This is a genomic window from Streptomyces sp. NPDC001068 (assembly GCF_042897315.1).
In the GTDB taxonomy this organism is placed as follows: domain Bacteria; phylum Actinomycetota; class Actinomycetes; order Streptomycetales; family Streptomycetaceae; genus Streptomyces.
Genome location: NZ_JBIAYD010000010.1, coordinates 230,097 through 244,157, shown reverse-complemented (window position 1 = coordinate 244,157; position 14,061 = coordinate 230,097). Strand labels below are relative to the sequence as shown.

Genomic DNA, 14,061 nt, shown 5'->3' with positions numbered 1-14,061 from the left:
CGGGGTCAAGCCTAAAGCGTCGTAGCGCGGTGCGTTACTCGCCCTTGGCCTTCGCGATGATCTCCTCGGCGACGTTCCGCGGAACCTCGGCGTAGGAGTCGAACTGCATCGAGTAGCTTGCGCGACCCGACGTCTTGCTGCGGAGGTCTCCGACGTAACCGAACATCTCCGAGAGGGGCACGAGGCCCTTCACGACACGGGCACCGGACCGCTCCTCCATGGCCTGGATCTGGCCACGGCGGGAGTTGAGGTCGCCGATGACATCGCCCATCGACTCCTCGGGCGTGGTGACCTCGACGGCCATCATCGGCTCGAGCAGCACGGGGCTGGCCTTGCGCGCGGCCTCCTTGAACGCCTGCGAACCGGCGATCTTGAACGCGAGCTCGGAGGAGTCGACCTCGTGGTAGCCACCGTCGAGAAGAATGACGCGGACGCCCGTCATCTCGTAGCCGGCCAGGATGCCGAACTGCATGGCCTCCTGCGCACCGGCGTCCACCGACGGGATGTACTCCCGCGGGATACGGCCACCGGTCACCTTGTTCACGAACTCGTACGCCGGACCGTCGGTCTCGGTGATGGGCTCGATCGCGATCTGCACCTTGGCGAACTGACCGGTACCACCGGTCTGCTTCTTGTGGGTGTAGTCGTGACGCTCGACGGCCTTGCGGATCGTCTCACGGTAGGCGACCTGCGGCTTGCCGACGTTGGCCTCGACCTTGAACTCACGGCGCATACGGTCGACCAGCACCTCGAGGTGCAGTTCGCCCATACCGCCGATGATGGTCTGGCCGGTCTCCTCGTCCGAGTGAACCTGGAAGGAGGGGTCCTCCTCCGCGAGGCGCTGGATGGCGACACCCAGCTTCTCCTGGTCACCCTTGGACTTGGGCTCGATGGCGACCTGGATGACCGGCGCCGGGAAGTCCATGGACTCCAGGATGACCGGGTTCTTGTCGTCGGACAGCGTCTCACCGGTGGTGGTCTGCTTCAGGCCCATGACGGCGACGATGTCGCCGGCACCCACCGACTCGATCTCCTCACGCTTGTTCGCGTGCATGCGGTAGATCTTGCCGATGCGCTCCTTCTTGCCCTTGACGGAGTTCAGCACGGCGGTGCCGGACTCCAGGCGGCCCGAGTAGACCCGGACGAAGGTGAGCTTGCCGAGGTGCGGGTCGCTCATGATCTTGAACGCCAGCGCGGACAGCGGCTCGTCGTCGGACGGCTTGCGCTTGACGACCTCCTCCGGGTTGTTGACGGCGTGGCCCTCGATGGCCTCGACGTCAAGCGGGGAGGGGAGGTAGCGCACGACCGCGTCGAGCAGGGGCTGGACGCCCTTGTTCTTGAACGCGGTGCCACAGAACACCGGGGTGACCGTGACGTCCTTGGACTTGCCGGACGCGATGGTGATACGACGGATCGCGGCGTACAGCTGCTCCTCGGAGGGCTCCTCGCCCTCCAGGTACAGCTCCATGATCTCTTCGTCGTTCTCGGCGACGGCCTCGAGCAGCTTGCCGCGGTACTCCTCGGCAGCCTCGGTGTGCGTGGCCGGGATGTCGACGGTGTCGTACATCTCGCCCTTGGTGGCCTCGGCGGACCACACGAGCGCCTTCATGCGGACGAGGTCCACGACGCCCTGGAAGTCGGCCTCGGCACCGATCGGGAGCTGCATGACGATCGGCTGCGCGCCCAGACGGTCCTTGATCATGTCCACGCAGCGGTGGAACTCGGCACCGGTCCGGTCGAGCTTGTTGACGAAGCAGATACGCGGCACGCCGTAGCGGTCCGCCTGACGCCAGACGGTCTCGGACTGGGGCTCGACACCCGCGACGCCGTCGAACACGGTCACGGCACCGTCGAGCACGCGGAGCGAACGCTCCACCTCGACGGTGAAGTCGACGTGGCCCGGGGTGTCGATGATGTTGATCGTGTGGTCGACGTCTTCCAGCGGCCAGTGACAGGTGGTGGCAGCAGAGGTGATCGTGATGCCACGCTCCTGCTCCTGCTCCATCCAGTCCATGGTGGCGGCGCCGTCGTGAACCTCGCCGATCTTGTACGACACACCGGTGTAGAACAGGATCCGCTCGGTAGTGGTCGTCTTGCCCGCGTCGATGTGGGCCATGATCCCGATGTTGCGGACCTTGGCCAGGTCAAGTGAAGTGGTAGCCATAAGGCTTCGGTCTTCTCTCGGTCTCGATGTGGGTAGCGACTACCAGCGGTAGTGCGCGAAGGCCTTGTTGGACTCGGCCATCTTGTGGGTGTCCTCGCGCTTCTTGACGGCCGCACCGAGGCCGTTCGAAGCGTCGAGAAGCTCGTTGAGCAGTCGCTCGGTCATGGTCTTCTCACGACGGGCGCGGGAGTAGCCGACCAGCCAGCGCAGCGCGAGGGTGTTGGCGCGGCCCGGCTTGACCTCGACCGGCACCTGGTAGGTGGCGCCACCGACACGGCGGGACTTGACCTCAAGCGTGGGCTTGATGTTCTCCAGCGCGCGCTTGAGCGTGATGACCGGGTCGTTGCTGGTCTTCTCGCGCAGGCCCTCCATGGCGCCGTACACGATGCGCTCGGCGGTGGAGCGCTTGCCGTTCAGCAGCACCTTGTTGATGAGCGAGGTGACAAGAGGAGAACCGTAGACCGGGTCGATGATGACCGGGCGCTTCGGGGCAGGGCCCTTACGAGGCATTCTTACTTCTCCTTCTTGGCGCCGTAGCGGCTGCGGGCCTGCTTGCGGTTCTTGACACCCTGGGTGTCAAGGGAACCGCGGATGATCTTGTAGCGAACACCGGGCAGGTCCTTCACACGGCCGCCGCGCACGAGCACGATGGAGTGCTCCTGCAGGTTGTGTCCCTCACCCGGAATGTAAGCGGTGACCTCGATCCCGCTGGTCAGACGCACACGCGCGACCTTACGCAGGGCCGAGTTCGGCTTCTTCGGGGTGGTCGTGAACACACGCGTGCAGACGCCACGACGCTGAGGGGAACCCTCGAGTGCGGGCGTCTTGTTCTTCTCGACCTTGTCCTGCCGGCCCTTACGGACCAGCTGCTGGATCGTAGGCACTACTTCTCCGGTTTCTGTGTGCCGAATGGTGAAGCTAACCTGGAACATCGCCGACCCACGCGGTCGGGTGTGTCGGATTCCGCGGACTCCTGCCGAACGGCAGAAGGGGCTGCGGATCGCGGTGGCCGCTTCGTCACTCCGGTGCGGTTTGAAGGCACGCACGAGGATCAGGGCACACCCCAGGCACAAGGTCTGAGCGTACCCAGCGCAATCACTTCGGTCAAAACAAAAGAACCGGGCCCGAAGCCGAAGGCTCTGAGCTGCGGTTTTGTCGACGGCCTCCGGCGTATCACGAAAGCCGGCGACACGCGAACGGCAGCCGTCGCGGAGCCCTGTACGGCATCACGTCTCCGGATCGACGCCCATCGGACGCCCACAGCGCCCACCGGGAGCGCGGGCCACCGCCGCGCGCCCCGGTACGCTCCCGGCCGCGCGCGGAGCCGAGACACCGGCCGGGTCGGGGTCCGGCCGGCGTTCCCGCCGCTCCGTGGGCCGCGGAGGGCCGCCGCCGGGCCGCACACGGCACCGACGGGCCCCGTCCGCCCTTCCGGCAGCCGTACGACCGCACCGCCGTCTTCTTCGACCGCACACGCCGAAGGGCGGCCACCCCGTAACGGGATGGCCGCCCCTCAGAACCCACTACTACTGGTTGTACGGACCGTAGTCGTAGTCCTCCAGCGGAACGGCCTGGCCGGAGCCCGTGCCGAACGGCGAGTAGTCGATGTCGTCGTAGCCGACGGCCGAGTACATCGCGGCCTTCGCCTCCTCGGTCGGCTCCACCCGGATGTTGCGGTAACGGGACAGACCCGTACCGGCCGGGATGAGCTTACCGATGATGACGTTCTCCTTGAGGCCGATGAGCGAGTCGGACTTGGCGTTGATCGCCGCGTCGGTGAGGACTCGCGTCGTCTCCTGGAAGGACGCCGCCGACAGCCAGGACTCCGTGGCCAGCGAGGCCTTGGTGATACCCATGAGCTGCGGACGACCGGAGGCCGGGTGACCGCCCTCCTGCACCACACGACGGTTCTCGTGCTCGAACTTCGAGCGCTCGACCAGCTCACCGGGCAGCAGCTCGGCGTCGCCGGACTCGATGATCGTCACGCGGCGCAGCATCTGCCGGATGATGATCTCGATGTGCTTGTCGTGGATCGACACACCCTGCGAGTTGTAGACCTTCTGGACCTCGCCGACCAGGTGGACCTGGACGGCACGCTGGCCCAGAATGCGCAGCACGTCGTGCGGGTTGGTGGCACCCACGGTGAGCTTCTGGCCCACCGAGACGTGCTCGCCCTCGCTGACCAGGAGACGGGCGCGCTTCGAGATCGGGAACGCCGTCTCGTCGCTGCCGTCGTCCGGGGTGATGACGATCTTCTTGGTCTTCTCGGTCTCCTCGATGCGGACACGACCGTCCGACTCGGAGATCGGGGCGACACCCTTCGGGGTACGGGCCTCGAAGAGCTCGACGACACGCGGCAGACCCTGGGTGATGTCGTCACCGGCCACACCACCGGTGTGGAAGGTACGCATCGTCAGCTGGGTACCGGGCTCACCGATGGACTGGGCGGCGATGATGCCGACCGCCTCACCGATGTCGACCAGCTTGCCGGTGGCCAGCGAGCGGCCGTAGCACATGGCGCAGGTGCCGACGGCGGACTCACAGGTCAGGACCGAGCGGGTCTTGACCTCGGAGACGCCACGGGCGACCAGTTCGTCGATGAGGACGTCACCGAGGTCGGTGTTGGCCGGGGCCAGCACCACGCCGTCGACGACGATGTCCTCGGCCAGCGCACGTGCGTACACGCTGGTCTCGACGTTGTCCGCCTTGCGCAGCACGCCGTCCGCGCCGACCTCCGCGATGTGCAGCTTGAGGCCGCGCTCGGTGCCGCAGTCCTCCTCGCGGATGATGACGTCCTGGGAGACGTCGACCAGACGACGGGTGAGGTAACCCGAGTCGGCGGTACGCAGAGCGGTGTCCGCCAGACCCTTACGGGCACCGTGGGTGGAGATGAAGTACTCCAGCACGGACAGGCCCTCACGGAACGAGGCCTTGATCGGACGCGGGATGGTCTCGTTCTTCGCGTTCGACACCAGACCACGCATACCGGCGATCTGCCGCATCTGCATCATGTTTCCTCGGGCACCCGAGTCAACCATCATGAAGATGGGGTTCGTCTTGGGGAAGTTCTCGTTCATCGCCTCGGCGACCTCGTTGGTCGCCTTGGTCCAGATCGCGATGAGCTCCTGAGTGCGCTCTTCCTTGGTGATCAGACCGCGCTCGTACTGCTTCTGGACCTTCTCGTCCTGGGCCTCGTAGCCCGCGACGATGGCCTTCTTCGCCTCGGGGACGACGACGTCGGAGATGGCCACGGTGACACCGGAGCGGGTGCCCCAGTAGAAGCCGGCCGCCTTCAGGTTGTCGAGCGTCGCCGCCACGATGACCTTGGGGTAGCGCTCCGCCAGGTCGTTGACGATCTCGCCGAGCTGCTTCTTGCCCACCGAGTAGTCGACGAACGGGTAGTCCTCGGGCAGCAGCTCGTTGAAGAGCGCGCGGCCCAGGGTGGTGCGCAGCCGGAAGGTGTCACCGGTCTGGTACTCCGGCTCGCCCTCCTCCACGGCCGGCGGGGTCCAGCCGCGCGGCGGGATGGTGCCCACCGGGAAGCGGATGTCGATCGCCGACTGGAGCGCGAGCTCGCCGGCGTCGAACGCCATGATCGCCTCGGCCGTGGAGCCGAACGCGCGGCCCTCGCCCTTGGTGTCACGCAGTTCACCGTCGGTGGTGAGGAAGAACAGACCGAGGACCATGTCCTGGGTCGGCATCGTCACCGGACGGCCGTCGGCGGGCTTGAGGATGTTGTTCGAGGACAGCATCAGGATGCGGGCCTCGGCCTGCGCCTCCGCGGACAGCGGCAGGTGCACGGCCATCTGGTCACCGTCGAAGTCCGCGTTGAACGCGGTGCAGACGAGCGGGTGGATCTGGATGGCCTTGCCCTCGACCAGCTGCGGCTCGAAGGCCTGGATGCCCAGGCGGTGCAGGGTGGGCGCACGGTTCAGCAGCACCGGGTGCTCGGCGATGACCTCTTCGAGGACGTCGTACACGACGGTGCGGCCGCGCTCCACCATGCGCTTGGCGGACTTGATGTTCTGCGCGTGGTTCAGGTCGACCAGGCGCTTCATCACGAACGGCTTGAACAGCTCCAGCGCCATCGCCTTCGGCAGACCGCACTGGTGCAGCTTGAGCTGCGGGCCGACGACGATGACGGAACGCGCCGAGTAGTCGACTCGCTTGCCGAGCAGGTTCTGACGGAAACGACCCTGCTTGCCCTTGAGCATGTCGCTCAGGGACTTCAGCGGGCGGTTGCCGGGACCGGTGACCGGGCGACCACGACGACCGTTGTCGAAGAGGGCGTCCACGGCCTCCTGGAGCATGCGCTTCTCGTTGTTCACGATGATCTCGGGCGCACCGAGGTCGAGAAGGCGCTTCAGGCGGTTGTTGCGGTTGATCACACGGCGGTACAGGTCGTTCAGGTCGGAGGTCGCGAAGCGGCCACCGTCCAGCTGCACCATCGGGCGGAGGTCCGGCGGGATGACCGGCACGCAGTCCAGCACCATGCCCTTGGGGCTGTTGCTGGTCTGCAGGAACGCGGAGACGACCTTCAGGCGCTTGAGCGCACGGGTCTTCTTCTGGCCCTTGCCGGTGCGGATGATCTCGCGGAGCTTCTCGGCCTCCTCGTCGAGGTCGAAGGACTCCAGGCGCTTCTGCAGCGCCGCGGCACCCATCGAGCCGTCGAAGTAGGTGCCGAAGCGGTCCCGCAGCTCGCGGTAGAGCAGCTCGTCGCCCTCGAGGTCCTGGACCTTGAGGTTCTTGAAGCGGGTCCACACCTCGTCGAGGCGGTCGATCTCGCGCTGCGAACGGTCGCGCAGCTGCTTCATCTCACGCTCGGCACCCTCGCGCACCTTGCGGCGCACGTCGGCCTTGGCGCCCTCGGCCTCCAGCTCGGCGAGGTCGCTCTCCAGCTTCTTGGCACGGGCCTCGAGGTCGGAGTCGCGGCGGTTCTCGACCTGCTGGCGCTCCACGGAGACGTGCGCCTCCAGGGAGGGCAGGTCGCGGGTGCGGCGCTCCTCGTCGACGAACGTGATCATGTACGCCGCGAAGTAGATGACCTTCTCGAGGTCCTTGGGAGCCAGGTCGAGCAGGTAGCCCAGCCGGCTCGGGACGCCCTTGAAGTACCAGATGTGCGTGACGGGCGCGGCCAGTTCGATGTGGCCCATCCGCTCACGGCGCACCTTGGCGCGGGTCACCTCGACGCCGCAGCGCTCACAGATGATGCCCTTGAAGCGGACGCGCTTGTACTTGCCGCAGTAGCACTCCCAGTCCCGGGTGGGGCCGAAGATCTTCTCGCAGAAGAGCCCGTCCTTTTCCGGCTTGAGGGTGCGGTAGTTGATCGTCTCGGGCTTCTTGACCTCGCCGTGGCTCCACTGACGGATGTCGTCCGCGGTGGCCAGGCCGATCCGGAGCTCGTCGAAGAAGTTGACGTCGAGCACTATGCGTCAATCCCTCTCAGGGTTGTGAGTCTTTGGTCTGAAACGGGGGCCTGGGGGTCGGCGGGCCCTGATGGGTCAGGGCCCGCCGGACTCCCGTCAGACCTCTTCGACGCTGCTCGGCTCGCGCCGGGACAGGTCGATGCCGAGCTCCTCCGCCGCGCGGAAGACGTCCTCGTCGGTGTCACGCATCTCGATGGACATACCGTCGCTGGACAGCACCTCCACGTTCAGGCAGAGCGACTGCATCTCCTTGATGAGGACCTTGAAGGACTCGGGGATGCCGGGCTCGGGGATGTTCTCGCCCTTGACGATGGCCTCGTAGACCTTCACGCGGCCGGTGACGTCGTCGGACTTGATGGTCAGCAGCTCCTGGAGGGCGTACGCGGCGCCGTAAGCCTCCAGCGCCCACACCTCCATCTCGCCGAACCGCTGGCCACCGAACTGGGCCTTACCACCCAGCGGCTGCTGGGTGATCATCGAGTAGGGGCCGGTCGAACGGGCGTGCAGCTTGTCGTCGACCAGGTGGTGCAGCTTGAGGATGTACATGTAGCCGATGGAGATCGGGTCCGGGAACGGCTCACCCGAACGGCCGTCGAACAGCCGCGCCTTGCCGGTCGGCTGCACCAGGCGGTCGCCGTCGCGGTTCGGGATGGTGTGCTGCAGCAGACCCGCCAGCTCGTCCTCACGGGCACCGTCGAAGACCGGGGTGGCGACGTTGGTGCGCGGGGCGACCTGGTCGGCACCGATGGCCTGCAGGCGCTGGGCCCAGTCGTCGGCGAGGCCGGAGACGTCCCAGCCGCGGCTGGCGAGCCAGCCGAGGTGGATCTCCAGGACCTGTCCCGGGTTCATTCGGGACGGGACACCCAGCGGGTTGAGGATGATGTCGACCGGGGTGCCGTCCTCCAGGAACGGCATGTCCTCGATCGGCAGGATCTTCGAGATGACACCCTTGTTGCCGTGCCGGCCGGCGAGCTTGTCACCGTCGGTGATCTTGCGCTTCTGGGCGACGTAGACGCGGACCAGCTGGTTCACGCCCGGGGGAAGCTCGTCGCCCTCCTCGCGGTCGAAGACGCGGACGCCGATGACCTTGCCGATCTCGCCGTGCGGGACCTTCAGCGAGGTGTCACGGACCTCACGGGCCTTCTCACCGAAGATGGCGCGCAGCAGGCGCTCCTCCGGCGTCAGCTCGGTCTCGCCCTTGGGCGTGACCTTGCCGACGAGGATGTCGCCGGCGACGACCTCGGCACCGATCCGGATGATGCCGCGCTCGTCGAGGTCGGCGAGGACCTCCTCGGAGACGTTCGGGATGTCCCGGGTGATCTCCTCGGGGCCGAGCTTGGTGTCACGGGCGTCGACCTCGTGCTCCTCGATGTGGATCGAGGAGAGGACGTCGTCCTGCACGAGGCGCTGCGACAGGATGATCGCGTCCTCGTAGTTGTGACCCTCCCACGGCATGAAGGCCACGAGCAGGTTCTTGCCGAGGGCCATCTCGCCGTTCTCGGTGGCCGGACCGTCGGCGAGCACCTGGCCCGTGATGATCCGGTCGCCCTCGTTGACGATGACCTTCTGGTTGACCGAGGTGCCCTGGTTGGACCGGGAGAACTTGGCCAGGCGGTACGTGATGTACGTGCCGTCGTCGTTGGTGGTGGTGATGTAGTCCGCGGAGACCTCCTGGACCACACCGTCCTTCTCGGCCTTGACCACGTCGCCGGCGTCGACGGCGGAGCGGTACTCCATGCCGGTGCCGACGAGCGGGGACTCGCTCTTGATGAGCGGCACGGCCTGGCGCATCATGTTCGCGCCCATGAGGGCACGGTTGGCGTCGTCGTGCTCGAGGAACGGGATCATGGCGGTCGCGACCGACACCATCTGGCGCGGCGAGACGTCCATGTAGTCCACGTCTTCACCGGCGACGTAGTCGACCTCGCCGCCGCGGCGGCGGACCAGGACGCGGTTCTCGGAGAAGCGCATGTCGTCGTTGAGGCCGGCGTTGGCCTGCGCGATGACGAATCGGTCCTCTTCGTCGGCGGTCAGGTAGTCCACCTCGTCGGTGACCTGGCCGTCGACGACCTTGCGGTACGGGGTCTCGACGAAACCGAACGCGTTGACGCGGCCGTAGGAGGCGAGCGAGCCGATCAGACCGATGTTCGGGCCTTCGGGGGTCTCGATCGGGCACATGCGGCCGTAGTGCGAGGGGTGCACGTCACGGACCTCGAAGCCGGCCCGCTCACGGGAGAGACCACCCGGGCCGAGAGCCGACAGACGGCGCTTGTGGGTGAGACCCGACAGCGGGTTGTTCTGGTCCATGAACTGCGACAGCTGGCTGGTGCCGAAGAACTCCTTGATGGAGGCGACGACCGGCCGGATGTTGATCAGGGTCTGCGGCGTGATCGCCTCGACGTCCTGGGTGGTCATGCGCTCGCGCACGACGCGCTCCATACGCGCCAGACCCGTGCGGACCTGGTTCTGGATGAGCTCGCCGACGCTGCGCAGACGACGGTTGCCGAAGTGGTCGATGTCGTCGGTCTCGACGACGATCGAGCCGCCGCTGTCGCCGACCGTCTCGGTCTCGCCGGCGTGCAGCTTCACCAGGTACTTGATCGTCGAGATGATGTCCTCGACGGTCAGGATGCCGGCGTCCAGCGGGGCGTCCGCGCCGAGCTTCTTGTTGACCTTGTAGCGGCCGACCTTGGCGAGGTCGTAGCGCTTCGGGTTGAAGTACAGGTTCTCGAGCAGCGTCTGCGCGGCCTCACGCGTGGGGGGCTCGCCCGGACGCAGCTTGCGGTAGATGTCGAGCAGCGCGTCGTCCTGGCCCTGGGTGTGGTCCTTCTCCAGGGTGGCGCGCATGGACTCGTACTCGCCGAACTCCTCGAGGATCTGCTCGGTGGTCCAGCCGAGCGCCTTGAGCAGCACGGTGACCGACTGCTTGCGCTTGCGGTCGATGCGGACACCGACCATGTCGCGCTTGTCGATCTCCATCTCCAGCCAGGCACCCCGGGACGGGATGATCTTGGCCGAGAAGATGTCCTTGTCGGACGTCTTGTCGATCGAGGAGTCGAAGTAGACACCGGGCGATCGGACCAGCTGCGACACCACGACACGCTCGGTGCCGTTGATGACGAAGGTGCCCTTGTTCGTCATGAGCGGGAAGTCGCCCATGAAGACCGTCTGGGACTTGATCTCACCGGTCTCGTTGTTGGTGAACTCAGCGGTGACGAAGAGCGGGGCCGCGTACGTGAAGTCGCGCTCCTTGCACTCGTCGATGCTGTTCTTCGGCGGTTCGAAACGGTGGTCGCGGAACGTCAGCGACATCGACCCGGAGAAGTCCTCGATCGGGGAGATCTCCTCGAAGATCTCCTCCAGACCGGACTTGGTGGGGACGTCCTGACCGGACTCCAGAGCCTCCTCGACCCGACTCTGCCAGGCGGTGTTGCCGAGCAGCCAGTCGAAGCTCTCGGTCTGCAGCGCGAGCAGGTTGGGAACCTCGAGAGGCTCCTTGATCTTTGCAAAGGAGATGCGCAGCGGGGCGGTGCTGGCGCCGTTGTTCATATTCGCGTTCGAGGCAGTGCGCGAGGCGGCCAAGAGGGGGTCCTTCCGAGGGCTCGGACTCACTACGCGCTCCCCGGTCCCTTCCCGGACACAGAGACGGAAACCCCAGTTCAGAGGAGGTTCGGTCGCGGCGTTCGGGTGAGGGTAGACCCCTGGTGACGGGCAGGGGACAGCTAACAGGCAGCGCAAAGGGTCAGTGTAGCCACATGGCACACTGATGTCCAGTCCCCATTTTCTGAGACCCTCGTCATCGTCAACACGCCTGCGTCATGCCTGCCCTCAACGCACGTTGATACTGCCCTCTTCGTCGCCGATCCATGCCTCGGATTCGGACCGTTCTGGCGACGCGTCCTGAGAATTGCGCGCTGCGTGCGGTTCGTCAAGGCCCCCCTGCGCAAACCCGGTGCGCCAGGGACACGACGAAGATCACCATACCCCCCGCCGGAGCGGGTGCAAGGCAACCGTGGTCGGCCTCCCGGGAACGCCGAAGAGCGACCACCCGGATGGATGATCGCTCTTCGCTGCTCGAGCGTTACAGCCCTCTGTACGACGGCTGCGGCCCGTGCGGGTCCCTGCGGACCCGCGGGGTGTTACTTGACCTCGACGGAGGCGCCGGCGCCCTTGAGGGACTCGGCGGCCTTCTCGGCGGCGTCCTTGGCGACCTTCTCGAGGACGGGCTTCGGGGCGCCGTCCACCAGGTCCTTGGCCTCCTTCAGGCCGAGGGAGGTCAGCTCACGCACGACCTTGATGACCTGGATCTTCTTGTCGCCGGCACCGGTGAGGATGACGTCGAACTCGTCCTTCTCCTCGACGGCCTCGACCGGGGCGCCCGGACCGGCCGGACCCGCGACGGCAACCGCGGCGGCGGCGGTGACGTCGAACTTCTCCTCGAACGCCTTCACGAACTCGGAGAGCTGGATGAGGGTCATGCCCTCGAACTCGGCGAGCAGTTCGTCCTGGGTGAGAGCCACGATGGCTTTCCTTCCACTAATTTCGGCAGGTGCCGGATGTACATGTCTGGCGGGCGTACGTTCGGCCCGCTACGACCTCTGCCTCAGGCGCGTCGCTTGCGACGGCGAGCCTCAGGCGGCGGTCATTTCGGGAGCCGAATTACTCGGCACCGCCCTGCTCGTCCTGCTTGGCACGGAGCGCGTCCACGGTGCGGACGAGCTTCGAGGGAAGCGCCTGGAAGAGCTGAGCAGTCTGCGTCTGCTTGCCCTTCATGGCGCCCGCCAGCTTGGCGAGCAGAACCTCGCGGGACTCGAGGTCCGCAAGCTTCTTGATCTCGTCGGCGGACAGCGCCTTGCCGTCAAGGACACCGCCCTTGATGACGAGGTTCGGGTTGTCCTTGGCGAAGTCACGAAGACCCTTCGCCGACACCACCGGGTCACCGGTGACGAAGGCGACCGCCGTCGGACCGTTGAACAGGTCGTCGAGCGTGGAGATCCCGGCCTCGTTGGCCGCAATCTTGGTCAGCGTGTTCTTCACCACGGCGTACTGGGCGTTCTCACCGAGCGAACGACGCAGCGTCTTGAGCTGCGCCACGGTGAGACCCCGGTACTCGGTCAGCACGGCGGCGGTCGAGCTGCGGAACTGCTCCGTCAGCTCGGCTACCGCGGCAGCCTTGTCGGGCCTTGCCATAGAGCGTCGGCCTCCTTCCGGGTGATGAGGACCGCTCAGAAGGGGCTGGGTAAAACGAAACGCCCCGGCGCAGGCGCACGGGGCGTAGCTCGACCGATCACACACACCTGAGTGCGGGTCCCGGGAGCACTTCCACAGTCACCTGCGCGGGTCGTCCGCGGTTCAGCGGATCCTTCGGCCACCGCGCCCTCTCACGAGCACACGGCAACGACCAGCGGTCTTTGGCTTCTCGAGGAGAGTACGGGACCGGTGCGCTGTCAAGCAAATCGGTTCCGGACGGGCGCTGCCACCACCGCGCTCACGAGGCCGGCCCGGTGCCGTCCCGCTGCTTCAGCAGCGTCCCGAAGTCCCGGTTGTCGCCGGCCGGGGGCCGCTCGGCGGTGACCCGCACGCCGTAGCCGCTGTAGTAGGTGGTCTGGGTCATCGCGCCGTTCGCCGTGACGGCCTTCTCGACCTTCTTCACCAGCAGGTCGTGGTCGTCGACCCAGATGTCGACGGTCTCGGTACCGGCGCCGGCCTGGGTGAGCTGCTCACGCAGCTCGCGCTCGCCGTCCAGGTCCGAGACGCCCACCGTGCCCGAGTAGTGGGCCGTGCGCACGCCGAGGACCCGCTCCTGGCCCGTCCTGCGCACGTCCCCGGAGGCGAGCAGCAGCCGTACCGGGCGGCCCGGCGTGGTGTTGCGCATGAGGTCGGTCATCATCGCGCCCGTGCCGCCGCCCAGGGTCGCGAGGTAGTCGTACGGGTACCTGATCCAGTGCCTGCCGCCGAGCCGCCGGGCGAAGGCGGGGCCGACCCTGGCGTAGTACGCGTCGTGCAGGTAGCGGGTCTCCAGGGACGTGGAGTCGAGCCTGCGCATCAGGTCGGCGGTGCTGCCGCCGGTGTAGGTGATGGTGAGCGTGCCGGTGAGGCCGTCCGACCAGCCGAGGGCGCCCTCGGCGCTGGTGGACATCAGGGAGCCGAGGGCCGTGGTGGAGCGGACCCGCACCGACCGGGCCCGCTGTGTGGACCGCTCGGCCGAGCGCAGGGCGGCCAGGACGGCACGGGCCGGACGCGCGGTGCCGCCTCCCCCGGGGGCCGGCTCGGCCGCCGAGGTGCAGGCGGACAACCCCGTCAGCACGGTCGCCGTCGATATCGCCAGGACCACCCGGCGCACCCTCGACCTCGTCATCTCGGCCCACCCCCTCGCGTCTTGCGCATCCCCGACGCTAACCCAGCCCTCCGACACCCGTGGCCGAAGTCCCGAACACCGGGTCTGCGCCGCGCGCGGAGCCGGGACGGGCC

Annotated in this window: 8 protein-coding genes; all 8 read right to left on the bottom strand. The window is 66.9% G+C overall.

The features are described from left to right. Positions 1-34: 34 nt before the first annotated feature. The 8 genes from fusA to ACFY3I_RS27855 all read right to left on the bottom strand — a co-directional run bounded on the left by fusA (position 35) and on the right by ACFY3I_RS27855 (position 13,948). Positions 35-2,164: an elongation factor G gene (gene fusA / locus ACFY3I_RS27890; protein ID WP_390863638.1), complete on the bottom strand. Its 2,130-nt coding sequence runs from the start codon at positions 2,162-2,164 to the stop codon at positions 35-37. Between the two features lie 39 nt (positions 2,165-2,203). Further along, positions 2,204-2,674 (bottom strand): 30S ribosomal protein S7, encoded by a 471-nt coding sequence (rpsG, locus tag ACFY3I_RS27885; protein WP_007384059.1) that lies wholly within the window; start codon positions 2,672-2,674, stop codon positions 2,204-2,206. Positions 2,675-2,676: 2 nt separating this feature from the next. Then, complete coding sequence (rpsL, locus tag ACFY3I_RS27880; protein WP_003948652.1) at positions 2,677-3,048, bottom strand: 30S ribosomal protein S12; 372 nt, start codon at positions 3,046-3,048, stop codon at positions 2,677-2,679. Between the two features lie 642 nt (positions 3,049-3,690). Continuing rightward, positions 3,691-7,590 (bottom strand): DNA-directed RNA polymerase subunit beta', encoded by a 3,900-nt coding sequence (locus ACFY3I_RS27875; protein ID WP_365296354.1) that lies wholly within the window; start codon positions 7,588-7,590, stop codon positions 3,691-3,693. A 96-nt stretch (positions 7,591-7,686) separates the two neighbouring features. Continuing rightward, a complete protein-coding gene (gene rpoB / locus ACFY3I_RS27870; protein ID WP_365296352.1) occupies positions 7,687-11,172 on the bottom strand; it encodes a DNA-directed RNA polymerase subunit beta in 3,486 nt (1,161 codons plus the stop codon). A 557-nt stretch (positions 11,173-11,729) separates the two neighbouring features. Then, positions 11,730-12,113, bottom strand: a complete 384-nt coding sequence (rplL, locus tag ACFY3I_RS27865) for a 50S ribosomal protein L7/L12 (protein ID WP_365296366.1) — start codon at positions 12,111-12,113, stop codon at positions 11,730-11,732. 136 nt (positions 12,114-12,249) lie between these two features. Then, positions 12,250-12,780, bottom strand: a complete 531-nt coding sequence (gene rplJ / locus ACFY3I_RS27860; RefSeq protein ID WP_351318133.1) for a 50S ribosomal protein L10 — start codon at positions 12,778-12,780, stop codon at positions 12,250-12,252. A 298-nt stretch (positions 12,781-13,078) separates the two neighbouring features. Further along, positions 13,079-13,948 carry a hypothetical protein gene (locus ACFY3I_RS27855; RefSeq protein WP_390863636.1) on the bottom strand — a complete coding sequence of 290 codons (870 nt, stop codon included), beginning with the start codon at positions 13,946-13,948 and terminating at the stop codon, positions 13,079-13,081. Positions 13,949-14,061: the final 113 nt, after the last annotated feature.